Source organism: Luteimonas arsenica (assembly GCF_004352825.1).
Lineage (GTDB): Bacteria > Pseudomonadota > Gammaproteobacteria > Xanthomonadales > Xanthomonadaceae > Luteimonas > Luteimonas arsenica.
This window is the reverse complement of record NZ_SJRW01000002.1, coordinates 971,764-996,421: the sequence shown is the minus strand read 5'-3', so window position 1 is coordinate 996,421 and position 24,658 is coordinate 971,764. Positions and strand designations below refer to the sequence as shown.

The 24,658-nt window shown below is 71.6% G+C and carries 17 protein-coding genes and 1 pseudogene; 8 read left to right on the top strand and 10 right to left on the bottom strand.

Going from position 1 to position 24,658, the window contains the following annotated elements:
• Positions 1-110: 110 nt before the first annotated feature.
• Positions 111-2,183, bottom strand: a pseudogene (locus tag E2170_RS12215) (S8 family serine peptidase); the annotation flags it as partial.
• A 213-nt stretch (positions 2,184-2,396) separates the two neighbouring features.
• Positions 2,397-3,689: a flavodoxin-dependent (E)-4-hydroxy-3-methylbut-2-enyl-diphosphate synthase gene (gene ispG, locus E2170_RS12210; protein WP_133000896.1), complete on the bottom strand. Its 1,293-nt coding sequence runs from the start codon at positions 3,687-3,689 to the stop codon at positions 2,397-2,399.
• Between the two features lie 461 nt (positions 3,690-4,150).
• Between ispG and xseA the strand changes: the two genes are divergently transcribed.
• The 4 genes from xseA to E2170_RS12190 all read left to right on the top strand — a co-directional run bounded on the left by xseA (position 4,151) and on the right by E2170_RS12190 (position 10,610).
• Positions 4,151-5,494: an exodeoxyribonuclease VII large subunit gene (xseA, locus tag E2170_RS12205; RefSeq protein ID WP_133000895.1), complete on the top strand. Its 1,344-nt coding sequence runs from the start codon at positions 4,151-4,153 to the stop codon at positions 5,492-5,494.
• A gap of 96 nt (positions 5,495-5,590) precedes the next feature.
• Entirely contained in the window at positions 5,591-7,237 is a 1,647-nt protein-coding gene (locus E2170_RS12200) for an acetolactate synthase large subunit (RefSeq protein WP_133000894.1), read from the top strand.
• Between the two features lie 77 nt (positions 7,238-7,314).
• Positions 7,315-8,784, top strand: coding sequence for an aldehyde dehydrogenase family protein (locus tag E2170_RS12195; protein ID WP_133000893.1), 1,470 nt, complete (start codon positions 7,315-7,317; stop codon positions 8,782-8,784).
• 101 nt (positions 8,785-8,885) lie between these two features.
• The gene (locus E2170_RS12190; protein WP_133000892.1) at positions 8,886-10,610 is read left to right on the top strand and encodes a vWA domain-containing protein; all 1,725 of its coding nucleotides are present in this window, start codon (positions 8,886-8,888) and stop codon (positions 10,608-10,610) included.
• Between the two features lie 22 nt (positions 10,611-10,632).
• Here E2170_RS12190 and E2170_RS12185 read toward each other — a convergent pair whose 3' ends face one another.
• On the bottom strand, positions 10,633-13,524 hold the full coding sequence (locus tag E2170_RS12185) for an EAL domain-containing protein (RefSeq protein ID WP_133001195.1): 2,892 nt from the start codon (positions 13,522-13,524) through the stop codon (positions 10,633-10,635).
• A gap of 174 nt (positions 13,525-13,698) precedes the next feature.
• Between E2170_RS12185 and E2170_RS12180 the strand changes: the two genes are divergently transcribed.
• The 4 genes from E2170_RS12180 to E2170_RS12165 are packed head-to-tail and all read left to right on the top strand — an operon-like array spanning position 13,699 to position 17,842.
• On the top strand, positions 13,699-14,304 hold the full coding sequence (locus E2170_RS12180) for an RNA polymerase sigma factor (protein WP_133000891.1): 606 nt from the start codon (positions 13,699-13,701) through the stop codon (positions 14,302-14,304).
• Complete coding sequence (locus E2170_RS12175) at positions 14,301-15,407, top strand: hypothetical protein (protein WP_133000890.1); 1,107 nt, start codon at positions 14,301-14,303, stop codon at positions 15,405-15,407. Before E2170_RS12180 ends, E2170_RS12175 begins: the two co-directional genes overlap by 4 nt.
• Positions 15,407-15,994: an IMPACT family protein gene (locus E2170_RS12170; protein WP_133000889.1), complete on the top strand. Its 588-nt coding sequence runs from the start codon at positions 15,407-15,409 to the stop codon at positions 15,992-15,994. The genes E2170_RS12175 and E2170_RS12170 overlap by 1 nt, the downstream gene beginning before the upstream one ends.
• Before the next feature lie 27 nt (positions 15,995-16,021).
• Positions 16,022-17,842, top strand: coding sequence for an ABC transporter transmembrane domain-containing protein (locus tag E2170_RS12165; protein ID WP_133000888.1), 1,821 nt, complete (start codon positions 16,022-16,024; stop codon positions 17,840-17,842).
• Between the two features lie 259 nt (positions 17,843-18,101).
• Here E2170_RS12165 and E2170_RS12160 read toward each other — a convergent pair whose 3' ends face one another.
• The 7 genes from E2170_RS12160 to rlmD form a co-directional block, all read right to left on the bottom strand.
• The gene (locus E2170_RS12160) at positions 18,102-19,757 is read right to left on the bottom strand and encodes an acyl-CoA dehydrogenase family protein (RefSeq protein ID WP_133000887.1); all 1,656 of its coding nucleotides are present in this window, start codon (positions 19,755-19,757) and stop codon (positions 18,102-18,104) included.
• A 346-nt stretch (positions 19,758-20,103) separates the two neighbouring features.
• Complete coding sequence (locus E2170_RS12155) at positions 20,104-20,310, bottom strand: cold-shock protein (protein ID WP_133000886.1); 207 nt, start codon at positions 20,308-20,310, stop codon at positions 20,104-20,106.
• Between the two features lie 99 nt (positions 20,311-20,409).
• A complete protein-coding gene (locus E2170_RS12150) occupies positions 20,410-21,177 on the bottom strand; it encodes an S-methyl-5'-thioinosine phosphorylase (protein ID WP_133000885.1) in 768 nt (255 codons plus the stop codon).
• 24 nt (positions 21,178-21,201) lie between these two features.
• Entirely contained in the window at positions 21,202-21,762 is a 561-nt protein-coding gene (locus E2170_RS12145; protein ID WP_133000884.1) for a hypoxanthine-guanine phosphoribosyltransferase, read from the bottom strand.
• Entirely contained in the window at positions 21,759-22,760 is a 1,002-nt protein-coding gene (nagZ, locus tag E2170_RS12140; RefSeq protein WP_133000883.1) for a beta-N-acetylhexosaminidase, read from the bottom strand. Before nagZ ends, E2170_RS12145 begins: the two co-directional genes overlap by 4 nt.
• 10 nt (positions 22,761-22,770) lie before the next feature.
• Positions 22,771-23,286 (bottom strand): CYTH domain-containing protein, encoded by a 516-nt coding sequence (locus E2170_RS12135; protein ID WP_133000882.1) that lies wholly within the window; start codon positions 23,284-23,286, stop codon positions 22,771-22,773.
• Positions 23,287-24,654 carry a 23S rRNA (uracil(1939)-C(5))-methyltransferase RlmD gene (rlmD, locus tag E2170_RS12130; RefSeq protein ID WP_425477861.1) on the bottom strand — a complete coding sequence of 456 codons (1,368 nt, stop codon included), beginning with the start codon at positions 24,652-24,654 and terminating at the stop codon, positions 23,287-23,289. It abuts the gene before it with no gap.
• Positions 24,655-24,658: the final 4 nt, after the last annotated feature.

Sequence of the window (24,658 nt, the reverse complement as noted above, 5' to 3'; positions counted from 1 at the left end):
ACGTTGCGGAAGGTGCGGGTGAACGTGCAGCCACCGGCGCAGTTGCGGTTGCCCATGCTCGCCAGGTTCAGCGTCGCGGGATCGCCGCCACTGGACGGGTTGGCCGCGGCATAGTTGGCGCGGGTCTCGTCCAGCACCAGCCCGGCGCGGATTGCCTGGTCGACGCGGATCCGGCCCGAACCGCGGGCGAACGGATTGGCCAGGGTCACCTGGTCCTCCAGGTACACCGTGCTGGTCGCGGTCATCGCCAGCGCCGACTTGACCTCGGACACGGACCAGTCGGGACGCGCCTGGCGGACCAGGGCCGCGGCGCCCGCCTGGTGGGGCGAGGCCATCGAGGTGCCGTTCATCAGGCCCACGGCGTTCTCGGACCCGGTGATGGTCTCACCGGACACCGCCGCCAGCACCGCATAGCCGGGCGCGGTCACGTCCGGCTTCAGCAGGTTGAAGGTGCCCGCCGGGCCGCGCGAGCTGAACGATGCCAGCGCATCGGCGGTGTTCGGCACGGGCGAGGCCGGGTAGCCGATGGCCGCGGTGGCCGTCGGGTTCGCCGTGTGGAAATCACGCAGCGCGTTGCCCTCGGCCTGGGTGACCGAGAACGCAGGCGTCGTGGTTCCCGGCACCGACGGAATCAGCGCCCCCACCTGGTTGTTCGCGATCACCACAGCGGTCGCACCGGCCGCTGCGGCGGCGTCGACCTTGATGCTGAACGAGCAGGTACCGCGGCGGACCACGGCGATCGCTCCCGCGAAGGTCCCGGCGGGATAGCCGGTGCAGCCGTCGTCGATCGCGTCGATCGCCGGACTCACGCGCAGCGGCGTGCTGGCCGGATACGGCGCGGTGTGGCCGACGCCGTCGGCACCCGGGGTCAGCACGATGGTCGACAGCGGCTCGGGCACGGTACCGGGGCCGGTGACCTCGAGGAAGAAGCCGAAGCTGTCGCGCCCGTGCTGCGCCGCCGCGGTGGACGACACCCAGGGCTCGACGTGGCCCAACGTGCCCGCAGCGGGGCCGCTGTTGCCGGCCGAGGCCGCGACGAACACGCCGGCATCGACGACGTTGAGGAAGGCCTGCGACACCGCCTCGCTCCAGGGCGACGAGCCGCCACCAATGGAGTAGTTGATGACGTCGGCGAGGCCGTCGGTAATCACCTGGTCGACCGCGGCCACGGCCGAGACGTTGGGGCACAGGCCCTGACCGGTGGAAATGTTGGTGTAGCAGATATCGATGGCGATGAGGTTGGCGCGCGGCGCCACGCCCGAAATCGCGACCTGCGCACCGCCGACCTCGACCGTGCGGCGGTTGCCGGCGACCGTCGAAGCCACGTGACTGCCGTGCGAGTTGGTATCGCCGAAGCCGGGCTCCTCGCGGTAGCCCGGATTGCTGCAGGCGTTGCCGGGGGCGGCGCAGACGAAATCGTAGCCACCGATCAGCTTGTCGTTGCAGCGGCCTTCGTCGACCTCCCCTGCCGCACAGGTACCGAGGTAGTTGCCGGCGCCCAGCGGATTGACGTGCACATGGCCGTCGGTCGGATCGACCGCCGCGAACGAGGGGCTGCCAAAGTTGATGCCGGAGTCGAGGATCGCCGCGACGACGCCCTCGCCCTGGAACTCGCCGAGGCCGCCGCTGCCCGACCAGACCGCGCCCGCGCCAATGTGCACCGGGCCGGTATCGGTTTCGATCTCGTACTCGCGGTACGCCTCGACCAGGGAGACGTTGCGCATCTTCGCCACCTGCGCGGCCTCGGCCGGAGTCAGCCCGACCACGATGCCGTTGACCGCGTGCTGCATGCGATGGTCGACGTCGAGGTTGCGGCCCAGCGCGCGCGCGATGTCGGACTCGTGCGAGGCCTGGCGGGTGCGCAGGTAGTCGACGTAGGCGCCGGCCGAACGGCTGTGGACGTCCACGCGGCCGCTGGCCAGGCGCGCCGGCTGCTCGATGCCGCGCACGCCGCCGCGGTAGGACGCCACCGCAGGCTCGCTGAACAGCACGATGTGCTGCACGGGCGTGCCTTTGGCCGCACGCGTGCCCGGCGTCGCACCCTGTGCGAGCAGTGTGGGCGCAGCCTGCGCGTTCACGCCCGGCGCGGCGGCCTTCGACTTGATTCCGATGGTGGTGGCACCCGCGGCCGATACCACTGCGGCCACGGCGATCGCAGTGGCCAGTGTTGACTTGATCGTCACGATTCTCTCCCGGTATGTCTTCGCGTCCCCGAGCCGGGCCCTCCGCGCATCCGGATGTCAGACCTCCGGAACAGCATGCGGACACGGCATCGTGCATACGATGCCCGCCCCTGCCGGACATCGATTCCGTGAGCATCGGATGGATGGGGGCCCACTGCAAGCCCCGCCAGGCCATCGGCCCGGACTCCGGCCCTCAGGCCGGCCGGGGCGCCGTCAGCCCCCGGGCGCAGCCGCGCCGTAGCGGCGGTCGACGTAGGCGTCGACCAGGGCGACGAACTCGTGGGCGATGTTCTCGCCGCGCAGGGTCATCGCCTTCTCGCCGTCGATGAATACCGGCGCGGATGGCGCCTCGCCGGTGCCGGGCAGCGAAATGCCGATATCGGCATGGCGCGACTCACCGGGGCCGTTGACCACGCAGCCCATCACCGCGAGCGTCATGTGCTCGGCGCCGGGCCGGGTGATCTTCCACTCCGGCATCTTCGCGCGCACGTGCTCCTGCACGACCTTGGCCAGCTCCTGGAAGAACTCGGAGGTGGTGCGGCCGCAGCCCGGGCAGGCGGTGACCATCGGCGTGAACGCGCGCAGGCCCATGGTCTGCAGCAGTTCCTGCGCCACCACCACTTCCTGGGTGCGCGGCGCACCCGGCTCGGGCGTGAGCGAGATGCGGATGGTGTCGCCGATGCCTTCCTGCATCAGCACCGCGAGCGCCGCGCTGGAGGCGACGATGCCCTTGCTGCCGATGCCGGCCTCGGTGAGCCCCAGGTGCAGGGCGAAGTCGCTGCGCGCGGACAGGTCACGGTATACGGCGATGAGCTCCTGCACGCCGCTGACCTTGGCCGAGAGGATGATCTTCTCGCGTGCCAGCCCGAGTTCGACCGCGCGTTCGGCGGAATCCACGGCGGAGCGGATCAGGGCCTCGCGCAGCACGCGGCCGGCGTCCCAGGGCTCGGCGCGCGCGGCGTTCTCGTCCATCAGGGCGGCGGCGAGCGCCTGGTCGAGCGAGCCCCAGTTGGCGCCGATGCGCACCGGCTTGTCGTAGCGCATCGCGAATTCGACCAGCTGCGCGAACTGCAGGTCCTTCTTCTTGCCGAAGCCGACGTTGCCGGGGTTGATGCGGTACTTGGCGAGCGCTTCGGCGCAGGCGGGTTCGCCGGCGAGCAGCTGGTGGCCGTTGTAGTGGAAGTCGCCGATGACCGGCACTTCGATCCCCATCATCGCCAGCTTTTCGACGATGCGCGGGACGGCGGCGGCGGACTCGGGGTTGTTGACGGTGATCCGCACCATTTCGGAGCCGGCGCGCCAGAGGGCGGCGACCTGCTTCACGGTGCCGTCGACATCGGCGGTGTCGGTATTGGTCATCGACTGCACCACCACCGGGGCATCGCCGCCGACGGCGACCTTGCCGACCATCACCTGCCGGGTGTCGCGGCGCGGGGCCGGGCCGAAGGCCCATTCCTCGAGGCTCTGGAGGGTGCCGGCGTGGGCGGTGTCGGGGATGGCGTTCATCGGGCCATTTTAGTCCTCGCGGGGTGGCATTGCGGTGGCAGACGGGCCTGCCGGTTCATGTTGGTGCCCGGCGGGGGCTGGTTGACCCTTGGTTGGCTGCGGAGGCGGAGGGTGTGTGGGTGCTCCGCCGGCGTCGCAGCTTCGCTGCTCTTGAATGCCGGCTGCGCACCCACACACCCTCCGCTCCAGAACCACGCGGCGGGTTGGGAGGAAAAGCGAAGAGCGTCGTGCACCGGCGCTCTCCGCTTTTTCGACACGGCGCTGCGGTGTGCCGCCGCTTTTCCTGCGGCTTGCGATGGTGGTCGTATGGCGGGTTGATGGGTGTGGAGTGGGCATTCAAGAGCAGCGAAGCTGCGACGCCCACGGAATACCCATCGACCCGCCACCCCGCAACGCAACCCGGGCTTTTCCAACCGCCAACGGCAGCCCGCATGCCCTCCCAAGGACGGTATCCTGAGGGCATGCCAGCCCCCGCCCGCGACAACGTCCTTACCCCCAGCCAGCTGAACACCCTCGCGCGGAACCTGCTCGAGGATGCGTTCCCGGTGGTGCTGGTGGAGGGCGAGCTCGGGAACCTGTCGCGTCCCGCGTCCGGGCACCTGTATTTCACCCTCAAGGATGCGCGCGCCCAGGTGCGCTGCGCGCTGTTCAAGCCCAAGAGCCAGTGGCTGAAGTTCCAGCCGCGCGAGGGCCTGCGGGTGCTCGCGCGCGGGCGGCTGACCCTGTACGAGGCGCGCGGCGACTACCAGCTGATCCTGGATTCGCTGGAGGAGGCCGGCGAAGGCGCGCTGCGGCGCGCGTTCGAGGAACTGAAGGCGCGGCTGCAGGCCGAGGGGCTGTTCGACGAGGCGCGCAAGCGGCCGCTGCCGGCACATGCGCGGCGGATCGGAATCATCACCTCCCCCTCGGGCGCCGCGGTACGCGACGTGCTGAGCGTGCTCGCGCGGCGCTTCCCGCTGGTAGAGGCCGAGGTGCTGCCAGTGCCGGTGCAGGGCGAAGGGGCGGCGGTGCAAGTGCGGGCGATGCTGGAGCGCGCGGCAGACAGCGGGCGCTACGACGTGCTGGTACTGGCGCGAGGCGGCGGTTCGCTGGAAGACCTCTGGGCCTTCAACGACGAGGCGCTGGCGCGGGCGATCGCGGCCTCCGCGGTGCCCGTGGTGTCGGCGATCGGCCACGAGACCGATTTCACCCTGGCCGACTTCGCCGCCGACCTGCGTGCGCCCACGCCTTCGGTCGCGGCCGAGCTGCTGGTGCCCAACGCGGTCGACGTCGCCACCCGCCTGCGCGGACTGCGGCAGCGCGCGGAGGTGCTGCACATGCAGCGGATGCGCGAGCGGATGCAGCGCGTCGACCGGGCCTCGCTGCGGCTGCAGGCGCTGGCGCCGCAGGCGCGATTGCGGGCGCTGGGCGAACGGCGTGAGCAGGCGCTGCGACGGCTGCAGGCGGCCTGGCGGGCACGGGAGACCGCCCTGCGCGCGCGCCTGCGCCACGCCGACGCGGTGCTGCGCGCCACCCGCCCGGAGCGCAGGCTGACCATCCTGCGCGAAAGACTGGCCGCGCTCGGGCCGCGGCCGCAGGCTGCGGTGGCGCGCCGGCTGCAGGCGGACGCGCTGAGGCTGCGCGGGCTCGCACGCTCGCTCGAAGCGGTCAGTCCGCTGGCCACGGTCGCCCGCGGCTACGCCATCCTCCGCCACGACGATGGCCGCGTGGTGCGCACCACCGCGGATGCCGCCGCCGGCGACCGCCTGTCCGCGCGCGTCACCGACGGCGAGCTGCGCTTGCGCGTCGAGGGCAAGGACGACTGAGCGGCGACAACGCGGCTGCGCGGGCCCGTGCTCGCCCCATGCTCACGCCATCACGGCGATACTGCAGGCCCAACTGCAGTCGAAGGACACCGCGGCATGGCCAAGGCTTCCGACCTGCTCGTCGCAGCCCTCCAGGCCGAGGGCGTGGAGCACGTGTTCGGCATTCCCGGCGAGGAGAACCTGGACCTGCTCGAATCGCTGCGCACCTCGGGCATCCAGCTGGTGCTGACCCGCCACGAGCAGGCCGCCGGCTTCATGGCCGCGACCTGCGGGCGCCTGACCGGCCGCGCCGGCGTGTGCCTGAGCACCCTCGGCCCCGGCGCCACCAACCTGGTCACCGCCGCGGCCTACGCCCAGCTGGGCGCGATGCCGATGCTGATGATCACCGGCCAGAAGCCGATCCGCAGCAGCCGCCAGGGGCATTTCCAGATCATCGACGTGGTCGACACCCTGCGCCCGCTGACCAAGTACACGCGGCAACTGGTGTCGGCCGACAGCATCCCCGCGCGCGTGCGCGAGGCCTTTCGCCGCGCCGAGGAAGAGCGCCCCGGCGCCACCCACCTGGAGTTGCCGCAGGACATCGCCGGCGACCCGACCGACGCGGTGCCGATCGCGAAGTCGTACTCGCGCCGCCCGGTGGCCGAGCACAAGGCGATCGCGCGCGCCGCGGAGGCGATCGCCGCCGCGCGCCACCCGCTGCTGATGATCGGCGCCGGTGCCAACCGCAAGACCACCGCGCGCGCGCTGCGGGTGCTGGTAGACCGGCTCGGCATCCCCTTCTTCAGCACCCAGATGGGCAAGGGCGTGCTCGACGAGACCGACCCGCTGTGGATCGGCACCGCGGCGCTGTCCGACCACGATTACGTGCACCGCGCGATCGACGCCGCCGACTGCATCGTCAACATCGGCCACGACGTGATCGAGAAGCCACCGTTCTTCATGCGCAAGGGCCGGCGCACGGTGATCCACGTCAACTACGACAGTGCCGAAGTCGACGCCGTGTATTTCCCGCAGGTCGAGGTCGTCGGTGACATCGCGGATGCCGTGTGGCGGCTGGCCGAGGCCGTGGAGCCGCAGCCGCACTGGGACTTCGCCTTCTTCGACCGCGTCCGCACCGCGCTCTGCGCGCAGCTGCAGGAGCGCACGCGCGACGAACGCTTCCCCATGGCCTGCCAGCGGATCGTCGCCGACCTGGCACAGGCGCTCGGGCCGGACGACATCACCTGCCTCGACAACGGCCTGTACAAGCTCTGGTTCGCCCGCAACCACCGCTGCCGGCGGCCGAACACGCTGCTGCTGGACAACGCGCTGGCGACGATGGGTGCCGGCCTGCCCTCGGCGATCGCCGCGAAGATCGTGCACCCCGGTCGCAAGGTGGTCGCGGTCTGCGGCGACGGCGGCTTCATGATGAACTCGCAGGAACTCGAGACCGCCGTGCGCATGGGCCTGGACCTGGTGGTGCTGGTGCTCCGCGACGATGCCTACGGCATGATCAAGTGGAAGCAGGCGCACGAGGACTACCCGAACTTCGGCATGGACCTGGGCAATCCGGATTTCGTGAAGTACGCCGAAAGCTACGGCGCGCGCGGCCACCGCCCGGCGTCGGCCGCGGCGTTCCTGCCGATGCTGCGCGAGACGCTGGCCACGCCGGGCATCGACCTGATCGACGTGCCGGTGGACTACGGCGACGACGACCGGCTGTTGAACGAGGAGATCCCGCGGCTGAGCGCGGCGGTGGAATGACCCACGGCTGACGCGCCCGCCGACCCACTGGGCGCAGGCACGGCGCCTGCACGCGACGAACAGGAGGACCGCACACGATGTCCAAGCAGAAGAAGTCCACCGCCAGGCGCGGCGGCCTGGCCCGCAGCTACCCCTACTACCTCGCCGGCCGGCCGGTCGCGGCCAATACCGACCTCGAGGTGCTGGACAAGTACACAGGCAAGCGCGCCACCCGCGTCGCCTTCGCCGACGCCGCCACCGTGCGCAAGGCGATCGTGGCCGCGCACAAGGCGCGGCCGGCGATGGCGGCCCTCCCGCCCGACGCCCGCCGCGACGTGCTCGAACACTGCGTGAAGCGATTCGGCGAGCGCGCGGAGGAGCTGGCGCTGGCCCTGTGCATCGAGGCCGGCAAGCCGATCGGCGATGCCCACGGCGAAGTCGCGCGCCTCATCGACACCTTCCGCATCGCCGCCGGCGAGGCCACGCGCATCGAAGGCGAAGTGATCGAGCTGCAGGTCTCCGAACGCACCCGCGGCTACCGCGGCATGGTCAAGCGCGTGCCGATCGGGGCCTGCAGCTTCATCACGCCCTTCAACTTCCCGCTCAACCTGGTCGCGCACAAGGTCGCGCCGGCGATCGCCGCCGGCTGCCCCTTCGTGCTCAAGCCCGCCGCGAAGACCCCGGTCGGCGCACTGATCATCGCCGAGGTGCTGGCGGAGACCGACCTGCCCAAGGGCGCGTTCTCGGTCATTCCCTGCAGCAACGACGACGCCGCGCAGCTGGTCGAGGACGAGCGCATCGCCCTGCTGAGCTTCACCGGCGGCCTGGTCGGCTGGGACCTGAAGGCGCGCGCCGGCAAGAAGAAGGTCACGCTTGAGCTCGGCGGCAACGCCGCCTGCATCGTCGACGCCGAGCCCGGCGCCGACCTTGACCACGTGGTCGAGCGCCTGGTGTTCGGCGCCTACTACCAGTCCGGGCAGAGCTGCATCAGCGTGCAGCGCATCATCGCCCACGCCGACGTCTACCCCGCCCTGCGCCGCAAGCTCAAGGCCGCGGTGGCGAAGCTGCGCATGGGCGACCCGCGCGACGCGCGCACCTTCGTCGGCCCGGTGATCGACGAGGCTTCGGCCGAGCGCATCGACGAGTGGATCCAGCAGGCGCGCAAGGGCGGCGCGAAGCGTCTGGCCGGCGGCGAACGCAGCGGCAACATGCTGCCGGCGACGCTGCTTGAGAACGTCCCGCGCGATGCCGATGTCTACCGCAAGGAGGTCTTCGGCCCGGTGGCCTGCCTGGAATCCTTCGACGATTTCGAAGACGCCCTGGCGCGCGCCAACGACAGCGACTTCGGTCTGCAGGCCGGCGTGTTCACCGCCCGCCTGTCGCACGCGATGCGCGCCTGGGACGCGCTCGACGTCGGCGGGGTGGTGGTCGGCGACGTGCCGAGCTTCCGCGTCGACAACATGCCCTATGGCGGCGTCCGCGACTCCGGGCTGGGCCGCGAGGGCGTACGCAGCGCCATCGAGGACATGACCGAGCCGCGCCTGCTGGTGATCCGCGACCCGGTCTGAGCGAGCCACCCTCGCCTGCTGCGGGCGTCGCCATCGCGGCCGCGCAACCCCACTGGCGCCCATGGCGCGTTGTCGCTCCTGCCCAACGACGGAGCCACGCCATGACCCGCCTCGCCTTCACCCTCGCCTTCGCGGCCAGCCTGCTGCTGGCCGCCTGCCAGACCCCGAACGCCAGCGCCGACAAGACGGCCGACGCCGAAGTCCCGGCACCTTCGACGCTGCCCTTCCCGCCGGCCCCGCCAGCACCCGCCGCACAGGAAGCCACGCTGGATCGCGTGGCGGTGACCGGCTCCCGCATCGATGCGGCCAGCGGCGCCCGCCAGCGGCTGATGGCGTCGCCCGCCGCGGCCCGCCGCGAGATCATGCCGCCGCCACGCCCCTGGCCGCCGGCCGACCCCGCCAACCGCGAGGAATACGCCGACATCGACGACAACCCGGTGCGCCGCGCCTCGGAGCACCCGGTGTCGACCTTCTCCGTCGACGTCGACACCGGCAGCTACAGCAACGTCCGCCGCATGCTGCGCATGGGCGTGCGCCCGCCGCCGGACGCGGTGCGCGCGGAGGAGTTCATCAACTACTTCAGCTACGGCCATCCGGCTCCGGCCACGCGCGAGGTGCCGTTCCGCGTGACCACTCGGATCGCACCCGCGCCCTGGGACGCGAAGCGCCACCTGCTGATGGTCGGCATCAAGGGCTATGACGTGCCCAAGGCGCAGCTGCCGCCGGCCAACCTGGTGTTCCTGGTCGACACCTCGGGCTCGATGCATTCGCCCGACAAGCTGCCGCTGCTGCGCCAGGCCTTCGCCGCGCTCACCGACCAGCTCCGCGCGCAGGACAAGGTCTCGATCGTGGCCTATGCAGGCTCCGCGGGGCTGGTGCTGCCGCCGACGTCCGGCGACCGCAAGGGCGAGATCCTGGCCGCGCTCGAGCGCCTGCAGGCGGGCGGCAGCACGAACGGCGGCGCCGGCATCGAGCTCGCCTACGCGATGGCGCGCCAGGGCTATGTCGAAGGCGGCGCCAACCGCGTGATCCTGGCCACCGACGGCGATTTCAACGTCGGTACCGTCGAGCGCGGCACGCTCGAGGCCATGGTCGCCGACCAGCGAAAGTCCGGCATCGCGCTGACCACGCTCGGCTTCGGCACCGGCAACTACAACGACGCCATGGCCGAGCGCCTGGCCGACGCCGGCGACGGCAACCACGCCTACATCGACACCCTGCTCGAAGCGCGCAAGGTGCTGGTGGAGGAGATGTCCTCGACCCTGCTCACCATCGCCCGCGACGTGAAGATCCAGGTCGAGTTCAACCCCGCCGTGGTCGCCGAGTACCGCCTGGTCGGCTACAGCAACCGCATGCTGCGCGAGGAGGACTTCGCCAACGACCGCGTCGACGCCGGCGACATCGGCGCCGGCCACGAGGTCACCGCGCTGTACGAGATCGCCCTGGCCGGCTCCGGCGGCGAGCGCCTGCCTGCGCTGCGCTACGGCGGCAATGCGCCGACCGCGGCGCACGGCGGCGAACTCGCCCACCTGCGCCTGCGCTACAAGCTGCCCGCCGGCGACACCAGCCACCTGATCGAAGTCCCGCTGCGCCGCGCCGACATCGCCGCGGCACCGGACCCGGCGCTGCGCTTCGCCGCCACCGTGGCCGCCTTCGCCGATGCCCTGCGCGGCGGCCGGAACCTCGGAAGCTGGGACTGGGACGCGATCGCTGCCAGCGCCCGCGCCAACCGTGGCGACGACCGCTGGGGCCTGCGCGCCGAGTTCGCGGAACTGGTCGAAGCCGGCCGCAGCGCGACCCGCGGCCATGCCTCGGCCAGCGACTGATGCAATGTGCCGTCCCCGCCGCTCAGGCCGCGTCGCGGCCCCCGGCGGCGGGCGCCGGCATCGGCCGCCCGAACAGGTAGCCCTGGCCCATGGTGCAGCCGAGTTCGCGCAGGATCTTGGCCTGGGCCTCGGTCTCCACGCCTTCGCCGATGGTGTCGATGCCGAGCGTGCCGGCCAGCGCCAGGATCGCGCGCACCAGTGCCAGGCTTTCCGGGTGCTGGTCGTCGCCCAGGCCGGCGACGAAGCTCTGGTCGATCTTCAGCGCATGGATCGGGAAGCGGTGCAGGTAGGACAGCGCCGAGAAGCCGGTGCCGAAGTCGTCGAGCAGGACGAAGATGCCACGCTCGCGCAGCGTCCTGAGCATGCGCAGCGCGCGCGGCGCATCGTCCAGCAGCGCCACCTCGGTGATCTCGATGCGCAGCCGCGCGGGCTCGGCCCCTGCGTCGTCGAGCATCTGCAGCAGGCGCTCGGCGAAGTTGTCGGAATGGAAGTGTCGCGGCGAGACATTGATCGAGACATAGCCCCCGGCATGCCGGGTCATCCATTCGAAGGCACGCCGGTACACCAGCCAGTCGACCTGTTCGATCAGGCCGCTGTCCTCGCCCACGCCGATGAACTCGCCCGGCGAAAGCGGCCCCTGCAGGTCGTGGTTCCAGCGCAGCAACGCCTCGTGGCCGACTACCTTGCCCGTGGCGAGGTCCACGATCGGCTGGAACCACGGCTCGAAGGCGTCGGACAGGATCGCGCGCCGCAGGTCGGCCTCGAGGTCAAGCAGGCGCGTGGCCTCGGCGCGCATCTCCTCGTCGAACAGCTCGCTGCGGTCTCGGCCCAGGGCCTTGGCGCGGTACATCGCGGCATCCGCGTCGCGCAGCAGGTCCTCGCCGTGGTGGTAGCGCGGCTGCCACATGGCGATGCCCACCGAGGCCGAGGGGAACAGCTCGCGCCCGGCGATCCACATCGGCCGCCCGAGGTCGGCCAGGATGCGCGACACCACCGCCTGCGCCGCGGCCTCGTCGCCAGCGTCGCCGAGCAGCACCGCGAACTCGTCGCCACCCAGGCGCGCAACCACGTCGCCCTCGCGCAGCAGGCGCGCGATCCGGCGTCCGACCTCCACCAGCATCTCGTCGCCGGCGGCGTGGCCGACGCTGTCGTTGACCAGCTTGAAGCGGTCCAGGTCGAGGAACAGCACCGCGAACGGCCCGCGCGCCTGGGCACGGGTGCGGGCGATCGCCGCGTCCAGCCGCTCCAGCAGGTGGATGCGGTTGGGCAGCCCGGTCAGGTGGTCGTGGCGAGCCTGGTGGATCAGGCGCTCCTCGGCGCGCAGCCGCTCCGACATCTGCGCGCGCAGCTCGCGGTTGGCCTCCTCCAGCTCGCGCGTGCGCGCCTCTACCCGGTTCTCGAGCTCGGCGTGGGCCGCCTTCAGGTGGTCCTGCGAGCGCTTGCGCGCCAGCGCGCCGCCGATGTGGTGGGCGACGAAGGTCAGCAGCCGCTGGTCGTGGATGGTGAAGGCGATGTCCGGCGAATAGCTCTGCACGGCGATCACGCCGACCGCCACGCCGTCGCGCAGCAGCGGCACGCCAAGCCAGAAATGCGCGAGCGAGCCATGGTGCTGCAGCTCGCCCGAGGCCTCCAGGCGCGCGATGACCGCGTGGTCGGCCAGCAGCGCGCGGCCGCTCTTGATCACGTATTCGCTCAGGCCGCGGATCATGCGCCGCGGCTTTCGGATGATGTCGCGCTCGTCCACCGAGTACGGGAACTCGATGTGGTCGCCGTCGCCGGACACCATCGCGATATAGAAGTTGCGCGCGTACAGCAGTTCGCCGACCACCGCATGCAGGTCGTTGTAGAAGCCGCCGACGCTGGCCGCACTGAACGACAGTTCGCTGATGCGGAACAGCGCGCGCTGCAGACGTTCCGCGCGCTGGCGCTCGACGATCTCGGCCTGGAGGATCTCGTTGGCCTTCTGCAGGTCGCGCGTGCGCTCGACCACGCGGCGCTCGAGTTCGGCGTGGGCGTGTTTACGGTCGAGCGCGGTCAGAATGTGCTGGGCGACGAACTCCAGCAGGGCACGGTCCTCGTCGGTGTAGCAGTCCGGTTGTTCGTAGCTCTGCACCACGATGGCGCCGCAGACCCGGCCTTCGCGGCGCATCGGCACGCCCAGCCAGTCAGCCGCGTCCGGGCCATGGGCCACGTCATGGCTGACCGACAGCTGGTCGCGGATCCGCGCGGAAGGTCCCCGCAAGGGGTGTCCGTGCATCAGCAGGCCCACGGTCAGGCTGTTGGGCATCTCCTCCAACGGGATTTCCACCTCGGGGTCGGCGACCCACGGGTCCCGCCGGTCCGCGAAGTACAGGAAGCGCGCGGTCCGGCGCATGTCGTCGAACAGCACGATGTAGAAATTCTCCGCCGACATCAGGCCGCCCACGATGCCGTGGATGCGCTTGAGCACCTCGCCCATGTCCAGGCCCGAACCGGCCAGGTCGGCGATCTCGTACAGCGCCTGCTGCAGGCGCTCGGACTTGCGCAGGGATTCGACCCTGGCCTCGGCCTGGGCCGAGGCCAGGGTGGCGGACACCAACCGCCGCGCCAGCGCCCGCCAGGCCTCTCGCGATGCCGGCGTCAGCGCCTCCGGCATGCGGGCAACGATGGCCACCCGCGCCTCGCCCTCGTTCCAGGCTTCTTCGACCATGGGGCCGCGACCACCACGCTCCGACGGTTCGCCATCCACCAGGCGGCGCGCCCGCGAGTGCAGGTCGCCGGACACGCCGGACACCGAGGAGCAGCCTTCCCCCAGGCGCTCGTCGTTCCAGCGGACCACGACGCCGGAACCGGTAGGCAGCGACTGCGCGAGCATTTCCGCCAGTCCCGCGAGGTCGACCTCGCGCGGCGGAGAACCCACGGGAATGTCCAGCATTGCCTGCACTCGCCCAACCTTTCCATCGAAGCCCGCTTCCAGGGGAGAACGACGGATCCCGCCGTCACCGGCAAGTGCCCTGCCCCCTCCCTGTCCCCCGACGGCATCATGCCCGGGTTGGAGCCCGTTCGCCTACCCTTCCCGCGCCCGCGCGCAGCGCTTACCCTCTTGGCGATGGACGCCCTCCCGCCCGAAGAATCCACCGGGACCAGCGACGACGCACTGATGCTGGCGTGGATCGGCGGGGATGCCGGGGCCTTCGAGACCCTCTACCACCGCCACCGGGACCGCCTGCACCGCTTCCTGCTCCGGCAGCTGCGCGACCCGGGACTGGCCGACGAGGTCTTCCAGGACACCTGGCAGCGGGTGGTGGCGGCGGGCCGCGACTGGCGCCCGGATGCCTCCTTCGCCACCTGGCTGTACCGGATCGCGCGCAACCGCGTCGCCGACCACTGGCGCGCCCGGCAGCACCGGCCGCCGGCGCCGGACGATGCCGACGAGCGCACCCTGCGCGTGGAAGACCCGGATACGCCCGAGCTCAGGATGGACGCCTTCGAACGCCATCGCGCGCTGCAGCAGGCCTTGGACGGCTTGCCCGCGGAACAGCGTGAAGTGGTGCTGCTGCGCCTGGAGCAGGAGTTGAGCCTCGAAGAGATCGGAGACATCACCGGCGTCGGCCGCGAGACCGTCAAGTCGCGCCTGCGCTACGCCATGGACAAGCTGCGCGCGGCCTTCGCGCCCCCCGGGGCCGCCGCAGTGGCGGCGGGAGACTCGCGATGACCGGACCCGACCGCCGCGATCCGCTGGACCCGGTCGAGCGCGAGCTGGCCGACGCGCTGGCGCGCACGGCGCCCGGGCGCGGCCCCTCGGCGGAGATCGATGCCGGCATCCTGGCCTCGGCACGCGCCGCGGCAACCGCGCGCGGCGGGGGCCTGGGCGATGCGGCATCCACCCCGCCGGCCAGCGCGACCGCGGCCCGCGCAGGCGGGCACCGGCGCCGGCGCAGGAACCCGGGCTGGCTGCGCGGCGGCGCGCTGGCGGCGACCCTGGTGATCGCCGTGGGCGTGGCCTGGCAGCTGAGGCCGCAGTACGAAGTGCCCGACCTGGCCGCCGAGGCACCGGAGCAGGCTGACGCCGGGACCCTGGATTCACTCCGTGTCCTGCGCGAAACCGCGCCGCCGGCCGAAACCCCGTCAACGCCACCTGCCCGGCGCATGCCGCCTCCACCCGCACCGGGGATGCAGGCGCCTGCCAGTGCCGCCGCTGCCGGCGCGAAGCCGGCCGACGACCGGGACCATCCGCCGGCAGCAGCATCTGCGCCGGTCACGGCACCTGCACCTGCGCCCGCCGCGGCCGCGGTCCCGGCACCGGAGACCGGCGACGAGGAGGGCATCGCGCTCGACCGGATCGAAGTCACCGGCAGCAGGATCCTGCGCGCGGACGAAGCCGTCGACGAGCCGCCGGCGCCGCCACCGCCGGCACCACCCGCGCCCCCGGCTCCGCCGGCTCCCACCGCTGCTCCGCCAACGACCTCGACGCCTGCGCCGCAATCGCTCCTCAAGACCGTGCCCGAAGCCGCGCCGCAGCCCCGTACCGCGGAGGCCGCCCGCGCCCGCGCCCGCGCCGCGCAGACCGAACGGCAGGACGCGGCGAAACGGGAAGCGCGCGCGGGCCGGAACGAGGCCTGGCTGGACCAGCCCATGGACGACACCCCGCCGGCCTCGGTGGATTCGCCTGAGGTGCGCGAGGCCTGGCTGGAGCGCATCCGCGAACTGGTCGCCGCCGAGCGCTACGACGAAGCCCGCGAAAGCTACTCGGAGTTCCGTCGCCGCCACCCCGACGCCCCGGTACCCGACGACCTGCGCATGCTGCTGGGCGAGTGATGGGCACCACCACGCTCGCCGCAGCCGCCAGCCACGAACTCGTGGTCAAGCACAGCCGCTTCCTGGCCCAGGCGATGCCGGTCGTCGATGCCGATGCGGCAGCGATCTTCATCGCCTCGGTCTCGGTGCCCGACGCCACCCACAACTGCTGGGCCTGGCGGATCGGCAGCGGCTACCGTTCCAGCGACGACGGCGAGCCCGCCGGCACCGCCGGGCGCCCGATCCTCGCCGCCATCGACGGCCAGGGCCTGGACGGCGTGGTCGTGGTGGTGACCCGCTGGTACGGCGGTATCAAGCTCGGCGCCGGCGGCCTGGTCCGCGCCTACGGCGGCGCCGCGGCGGAATGCCTGCGCACCGCCGAACGCCGCGAGGTGGTCGAGATGGCCGAAGTCGAGGTCGAATGCCCCTTCGCCGACATCGCCGCGGTGCACGCCGCGCTGCCGGCCTTCGATGCCGAGAAGCTCAGCGAGGACTACGCCGCCGACGGCGTACGCTTCCGCCTGCGCCTGCCGGCCGAGGGCGTCGATGCGCTGGCCGCGCGCCTGCGCGACGCCACCCGTGATCGCGCACGCCTGGGCGACCCATAGGCCGCAGCCATCGGCGACAATGCGCGGATGGCCCAGTTCGCGAACACTCCCACGCCGCCGCCCGCGGGCACCCCCGACGACGACTCCACCGGCAAGTCGAAGGTCCCGCTGTCCACCCTGCGCCCGCTGTGGCCCTTCCTGGCCCGCCACCGCGGCCTGGTGGTGGCCTGGTTGCTGGCGCTGGTGGCCTCGAGCACGGCCACGCTGAGCCTGCCGGTCGCGGTACGGCGGATGATCGACGACGGCTTCGCCAGCGGCGCCGGCATCGACGCCGCCTTCGTGCTGCTGTTCCTGGTGACCCTGGCGCTGGCGATCGCGACCGCCGCGCGCTTCTTCTTCGTCTCGCTGCTGGGCGAACGCGTGGTCGCCGACCTGCGCACGCAGCTGTTCGGGCACCTGGTCGGCCTGGACCAGGCCTTCTTCGAGAAAAGCCGCAGCGGCGAGCTGGTCTCGCGCCTGACCGCCGACACCGAGCTGCTGCGCGGCGTGGTCGCCACCAGCATGTCGGTGGCCCTGCGCAGCGCGGTGATGGTGCTGGGCAGCGTCGCGATGCTGGTGGTGACCAGCCCGCGGCTGGCGGCCTGGACCCTGGTCGGCATCCCGCTGGCGGTGCTGCCGCTGGTGCTCGGCGGCAGGCGGCTGCAGAAGATCTCGCGGCAGAGCCAGGACCGCGTGGCCGAAGCGAACGCGCTGGCCACCGAAACCCTCGGTGCGATCGAAACCGTGCAATCGCATGCGCGCGAAGGCCACGAGCGCGTCCGCTTCGGCGACGCGGTGGCCACGGCGGTGGCGGTGGCGCGCAAGCGCATCGGCGTGCAGGCGCTGGTGACCGCGGTGGCGATCTCGGTGGTGTTCGGCGCCATCACCCTGGTGCTGTGGCTGGGCGCGCACGACGTTGCCGACGGCCGCATGAGCGCCGGCACCCTGGGCCAGTTCGTGCTGTACGCGATGTTCGGCGCAGGCTCCGTGGGCGCCCTGGCCGAGGTCTGGAACGAACTGCAGAAGGCTGCCGGCGGCATGGGCCGGATCGGCGAGCTGCTCGACGAACGCGCGAAGGTGGTGGCGCCTGCCGCACCGCGCCCGCTGCCGACACCCGTGCGCGGTGCGGTGGCGCTGCGCGACGTGGTCTTCCACTACCCCACCCGCCCGGATTCCGCGGCGCTGGACGGCTTCAGCCTGGACGTGGCGCCGGGCGAGACGGTGGCGCTCGTGGGGCCGTCGGGCGCCGGCAAGAGCACCGTGTTCGCCCTGCTGCAGCGCTTCCATGATCCGCAGTCGGGCAGCATCTCGCTGGACGGCATCGACCTGCGCGAACTCGACCCGGTCGAACTGCGCGGCGAGATGGCGCTGGTCGCGCAGCGCCCGACCATCTTCGCCGCCAGCGCCGCCGACAACATCCGCTACGGCCGCCTGGACGCCACGGATGCCGAAGTGGAAGCCGCCGCGCGCGCCGCCGAGGCCCACGACTTCATCAGCGCCCTGCCCGGTGGTTACGCCTCGGAGCTGGGCGAACGCGGTGCCCGCCTGTCCGGCGGCCAGCAGCAGCGCGTGGCCATCGCCCGTGCCCTGCTGCGCGACGCCCCGGTGCTGCTGCTCGACGAAGCGACCTCGGCGCTGGACGCGCACAGCGAGCGCGCCGTGCAGACCGCGCTTGAGCACCTGATGGAAGGCCGCACGACCCTGGTCGTCGCCCACCGCCTGGCCACCGTCCTGCGCGCCGACCGCATCATCGTCATGGATCACGGCCGCATCGTCGCCGAAGGCAGCCACGCCGAACTCCTCGCCCAGGGCGGCCTCTACGCGGAACTCGCGCGGCTGCAGTTCCTTGATGCTTCGTCGGTGGCTTGACTCGTTTTTCGCCACGGATTTACACGGATGAGGACGGATTCGCACGGATAGAGCGGAAAGAGCAGGAAGAGCTGAAGAGCCTTTTTGCCACGGATTTACGCGGATTACGCGGATCGGGCCGAGGCCAGCATCAGCACCACGCGCTGCCCGGGTATCTCTTCAGGCCGCTTCTTCGCGGGCTGCCGTGAATAGGCACTGGATCACAATCCTGCCTCGGCCAAATCCGCGTAATCCGCGTAAATCCGTGGCAAAAAAGCTCTTACCCAGGCACCGCACGCACCATGATCGAAGCGTGATCGAGGTCGCCCGGGAGGGTGCCCAGGGCGAGGCCGTGGTCGGCGCCGAGGCGGGTGCGGCAGAAGGCTTCGGCCAGCGGGCTGCCGGCGCGGAGAAGGGCGGCGGCCTGCAGGGCCAGGGCCAGGCGTTCGACCAGCCTCCTGGATTCCGCTTCATCCGTGGCTGAAAGCATGTCTTCGAGCCGGGCGGCGATCGCGTCCAGGGCGGGGTGCAGGCCGCGGGCGGCGTCGATCTCCGTGCGCAGGACGTCCGCGGTTCCGGGTTCGCGCGCCAGCGCCCGCAGCACGTCGAGGCACTGGATGTTGCCGCTGCCTTCCCAGATCGAGTTCAGCGGGGCCTGGCGGTAGAGCCGGGGCAGCAGGGATTCCTCGACGTAGCCGGCGCCACCCAGGCACTCCTGGGCCTCGTTGACCACGGCAGGCGCGCGGCGGCAGATCCAGTACTTGCCGATCGCGGTGGCGATGCGGGCGAAAGCGGCCTCACGCGGATCGCGGGTGGCGGCGTCGACCGCGCGTGCCACGCGCATCGACAGCGACAGCGCGGCCTCGACCTCGATCGCGATGTCGGCCAGCACGTTGCGCATCAGCGGCTGGTCGGCGAGCCGCCTGCCGAAGGCGCTGCGGTGGCGGGCGTGGTGCAGGGCCTGCGCCAGGGCCATGCGCATGCAGGCGGCGGAACCGAGCATGCAGTCCAATCGGGTGAGCATCACCATCTGCAGGATGGTGGCCACGCCGCGGCCCTCCTCGCCCACGCGCCAGGCCAGCGCCTGCTGGAACTCGACCTCGCTGGATGCGTTCGACCAGTCGCCGAGCTTGTCCTTCAGCCGCATCAGCGCGAAGGCGTTGCGCTCCCCATCGGGCAGGCAGCGCGGCATCAGCAGGCAGGTGAGGCCAGCGGGCGCCTGCGCCAGCACCAGGAAACCGTCGGACATGGGCGCCGACATGAACCACTTGTGCCCGACCAGGGTGTACGTGCCATCGCCGCCCGCGCACGGCGTGGCCGTGGTCGCGTTGGCACGCACGTCGCTGCCGCCCTGCTTCTCGGTCATGCCCATGCCGAGCGTCACGCCGGGCTTGTCGCCGATCGCGACATCGCGCGCGTCGTAGCGGCAGGCGGCGACCTTGTCCGCCCATTCTCGCAGCGCCGGCGACTGCCGCAGCACCGGCACCGCGGCGTGGGTCATGGTCAGCGGACAGCTGGTGCCAGGCTCGGCCTGGTAGTGCAGGTAGGCCAGCGCGGCGCGTGCGACGTGGGCACCCGCCTCCGGCCGTGCCCATGACAGTCCCGCCACGCCGTGCCCGATCGCATGCGCCATCACCTGGTGGTAGTTGGGGTGGAACTCGATCCGGTCGATCCGGCGGCCGGCGGGGTCGTGGCTGCGCAGCCTCGGGCGGTCGCGGTGCATGTCGTGCGAAAGCGCGAGGATTTCGCTCCCGGCCAGCGCGCCGTACGACGCGATCTCCCCTGCGAATGCGCCGCCGCCTTCGCCCGCCAGCGCCTCGCGCAGCACCACGTCATCGCGCCAGAGGTCCCGTTCGCCGAACTCCGGCGGCTGGTTGCCCACTTCATGCGTACGGAACCGTTCCACGTCCGCTCTCCCGTCTGGCCATTGCCCCATTCTTACCCGACACGCACGGGCCCGGTTTGGCTTTTGGTCTTTGGCTCTTGCCCTCCGGCCCGAAGCCGACGAACGCCACAGCCCGTCCCGTGCACAGGGGGTGTGCGGACAGCCGGCCATGGATGGCCGGCGGCCGGCTTCCGTAGCTGGACGCGAAGGCGGCCGGGGGAGCACACCCCCTGTGTACGGGACGGGCAGCGAACTCTCCAACGACGCCACCACAACCTACGGCAGCACAGATTTCCCGAAACGGAGCCACCACCCCGAACCCGGACGAAGAACCAGAAAAAAGGGCCCCGGAAAACCCGGGGCCCTGGAACAGGGAAACTCTTGAACCGCGTGTCACTCAAGCGACAGGCGCCACCCCTGCCGCCTGCGCGCCCTTCGGGCCCTGCGTGACTTCATAGCTGACGCGCTGGCCTTCCTGAAGGCTGCGGAAGCCCTTCGAGTCGATCGCCGAGTAGTGCACGAACACGTCCGCGCTGCCGTCCTCGGGAGCGATGAAGCCAAAACCCTTGGCGTCGTTGAACCACTTCACTGTGCCGTATTGCATGACTCTTCCTACCTCGTCTGGATGCGATTGCGCATGCCGGCCTGCAAGGGGCGCGGACACACGCCGCCCGAGTATGCAAAGCCTTCGGGTGGCGCGCAATCACCCGGCGAGCATCGCCTCGATCACCCCGGGTAAACCCGAGGTCGCCGCGGCGACGTTGGCGAGCACGTCTTCGAGCGTGATCACCTCGTCGGTCTGCGGGCCTGCACCGGCCGCCCAATTGGCGACGATGGCGAGGCAGGCGTAGTCCAGGCCGAGCTCGCGCGCGAGCCCCGCTTCGGGCATGCCGGTCATGCCGACCAGGTCGCAGCCGTCGCGGCGCATGCGCGCGATCTCCGCGCGCGTCTCCAGCCGCGGGCCCTGGGTGGCGCCGTAGCAGCCGCCATCGACCATGTCGACGCCGGCCTTCGCCGCCGCCGCGACCACTTCGCGGCGCAGCGACGGCGTATAGGGGTCGCCGAAGTCGACGTGCAGCACTTCGGTGCCCGGCTCTTCGCAGTAGGTGGAAACGCGGCCCCAGGTGTAGTCGATGAGCTGGTCCGGGCAGGCCAGCACGCGCGGCCCGTAGTCTTCGGTGATGCCGCCGACGGTGTTGAGCGCGAGCACGCGCTGCGCGCCCAGCGCGTGCAGCGCGGCGAGGTTGGCGCGGTAGTTGACCAGGTGCGGCGGCACCGAGTGGCCTTCGCCGTGGCGGGCGAGGAAGGCCACCCGGCGACCGTTGATCCGGCCCACGCGCACCGGCCCCGACAGTGCGCCGTAGTGCGTGACCGGCTGGTGGGCCTCCACGCCCTCCAGGCCCGCGAGCCTGTACAGGCCGGTGCCACCGATCACCGCCAGCGCGATGGGTTCTTCGTGGTTCGCGGACACGTCGGGCTCCTTGGCGTGCGCGGCTCAGTCGGCCAGCGCGTAGATGGCCGGCAGGTTGCGGCCCTGTTCGTTGTAGTCCATGCCGTAGCCGAAGACGTAGCGGTCCGGCACCTCGACGCCCGACCAGTCGGCGCAGACGCCGTCGACGCAGCGGTCGTGGATCTTGGTCGCCAGCACCGCGACGCGTACGTCGGCGGCGCCCTCGTCCTCGCACCAGCGGATGACGGCCTTGAGGGTGTGGCCCTCGTCGAGGATGTCGTCGGCAAGCAGCACGCGGCGGCCGCGCATCGGCGTGGCCGGACGATGCAGCCAGGCCAGGCGCGAACCGCTGGTGGCGCCGCGGTAGCGGGTGGCGTGCAGGTAGTCGAACTCGAGGTCGAGGCCGCGCTCGCCCAGCGCGAACGCGAGCTGCGACGCGAAGGGCATCCCACCGTTCATGATGGTCACGAACAGCGGCGGTCGCTCGTCGTCGGCGTATTCGCTGCGGATGGCATCGGCCATCTCCTCGATCGCGGCCTCGAGCACGTCGCGGTCGTGGATGAGGTCGGCATCGGCCATCACTTCGGCCAGCTTCGGCGCGTTCATGCCATCACCCCGCCGCCCTGGTTCGCCGAGGCGGCGCCATGGCGCGCGTCGGCGAGCAGGCCGTCCCAGCCCAGCGCACCGCGGCCGAGCAGGCCGGCCAGCGCCATGGTGTTGAGTTTGCGGCCTTCGACCGCCGCCAGCGACTCCTCCACCAGCTCCGGGTGGCAGACCAGGACCACGTCGCAGCCGGCATCCAGGTGTGCGTCCACGCGCGCCTTGATCCCGCCCACGCCGTGCGCGGCGGCCATGCCGATGTCGTCGGAGAACACCACGCCGCGGAAGCCCATGTCCTGCCTCAGGATGTCCTTGATCCAGCGCGGAGAGTAGCCGGCCGGCTCCGGCGCGACCTGCGGATAGACCACGTGCGCCAGCATCACCGCATCGGCGCCGGCGTCGATGCCCGCGACGAAGGGCACGAGATCCTCCGCCTGGATCACCTCCAGCGGGCGGTCGTCGACCGCATCGTCGAAGTGCGTGTCCTCCAGCACCGAGCCGTGGCCGGGGAAGTGCTTGAGCGTCGCCGCCATGCCGGCCTCGTGCATGCCTTCGACGTAGGCACGGGTGAAGGCGGCGACCACGGCCGGATCGTCGGAGAAGGCGCGGTTGCCGATGGCGAGGTTGCCGCGGCCGAGATCGACCACCGGCGCGAAGCTCAGGTCCACGCCCGAGGCGCGGACTTCGCTGGCCATCAGCCAGGCGTGTTCGCGCGCGCGCTGCAGCGCGCCCTCGCGGTCGGCGGTGTAGTCGCGGCCGAAGGTCTCCAGCGGCGGCAGCGCGCTGTAGCCCTCGCGGAAGCGCTGCACGCGGCCGCCCTCCTGGTCGACGCAGACCAGCTGCGGACGCGGCGCGGCCTCGCGGATCGCCTGTGACAGCTCGGCCACCTGTGCGCGCGAGGCGAAGTTGCGGGTGAACAGGATCACGCCGGCGCAGGCATCGTGCTGCAGCCAGTCGCGCTCCTGGGCGGTGAGTTCGGTACCGGCGACGCCGATGACGAGCATGGAGGTCTCCTTAGGCTCCCGGCCCCGCGCGTTCCGCCCCGCTCCATTGCGAGTACGGCCGCGCGGCCAGGGCCAGATTGTAGTAGCGCGGGCAGTCGGTGGCCTCGACGCCCAGCCAGCCGGGGTGTTCGAAGGCCTCGTCGGCGCTGCCCAGTTCGATCTCGGCGACCACCAGGCCGGCGTTGTCGCCGAGGAATTCATCGACTTCCCACAGGTGGCCGCCGTGGCGCACCAGGTGGCGGCGTTTCTCCACGAGTCCGCCCACGCACAGCGCGAGCAGCGCGCGCGCGTCGTCCACCGGCAGCGGGTACTCGAACTCCTGCCGGGTGTGGCCCAGCTCGCGCGACTTGATGTTGAGGAAAGCATCCTCGCCCTCCAGGCGCACGCGCACCGAGGCCCGCTGGCGGCCCTCGTCCATGGACAGCTGGTCGTTGAGGTAGCCCTGCGCCATCGGCACCACGGCATGCGCGGCCGCGCGCCAGCCGTCGCCGGTGACCAGGAACTTTCGTTCGATCTCGATGGCCATTCAGGCGGGCTCGAAGACGGCGATGGATTCGACGTGGGCGGTATGCGGGAACATGTCCATCACGCCGGCGGTGCGCAGCGTCCAGCCGCGCTCGTTGACCAGGTAGCCGGCGTCGCGCGCCAGCGAGCCGGGGTGGCAGCTGACGTAGACGATGCGCCGGATGCCCTTCAGCGGCAGCTGCTTCAACACCTCCAGCGCGCCGGCGCGCGCGGGGTCGAGCAGCAGCTTGTCGAAGCCCGCGCGCATCCACGGCTCGTGCTTCAGGTCGGTGGCGAGGTCGGCGACGTGGAAGCGCACGTGGTCCATGCCGTTGCGTTCCGCGTTCTCCCGCGCGCGCGCCACCAGGCCGGCGTCGCCCTCCACGCCCACGACCTCGGCCGCGACGCGCCCCAGCGGCAGGGTGAAGTTGCCCAGGCCGCAGAACAGGTCGAGCACGCGCTCGCCCGGCTGCACGTCGAGCAGCTCCAGCGCGCGCGCGATCATCTTCTCGTTGAGCGCGGCGTTGACCTGGATGAAGTCCAGGGGCCGGAAGCCGAGCTCGACGTCCCAGGGGGCGAGCCGGAACGACAGCTGCGGATCCTCCGGCCACAGCGGCGCCACCGAATCGATGCCCTTGGGCTGCAGGAACACGGCGAAGTCGTGTTCCTTCGCGAAATCCACCAGGGCCGCGCGGTCGCGCTCGCCCAGCGGCTCGAGGTGGCGGAACACCAGCGCGGTGGCGTCATCGCCGGCGCTGAACTCGATCTGCGGGATCGCGCGGCGCGCGTCCATGCCGTCGACCAGCTTCGCCAGCGCCTCGATGCGCGTGCCCAGCTTCGGCACCACGGTGTGGCATTCGCGCAGCTCGGCGACGAAGCGCGGGTCGCGCTCGCGGAAGCCGACCAGGGTCTTGTCCTTCTTCTCCACCCGCCGCACCGAGAACCGGCCCTTGCGGCGGTAGCCCCAGGAGGCGCCGGTGAGCGGCGGCAGCTCCGCTTCGGGGCTGACGTGGCCGATGCGCTCGAAGTTCTCGGCCAGCACGCGGGCCTTGGCCACGATCTGCCGGTCTTCGGCCAGGTGCTGCAGGCTGCAGCCGCCGCAGGTGCCGAAGTGCGGGCAGCGCGGCTCGACGCGCTCGGGCGAGGCCTGCAGCACCTCCACCGCCTCGGCCTCGTCGAAGTGCCGCGAGCGCGAGGTCTGCCGCGCCATCACGCGCTCGCCGGCCACGGCGCCGGCCACGAATACGGTCTTGCCCGCGTTCGGGTGCCCTTCGGGCCGGCGGGCCACGCCGCGGCCGTCATGGCTGAGGTCGAGGATGTCCGCCTCGAAGGGGGTCTGGTCGATGCGTGCCAAAGTGCCTGGGTCCTGGGGCCTGGGGAAACAGGGCACGATT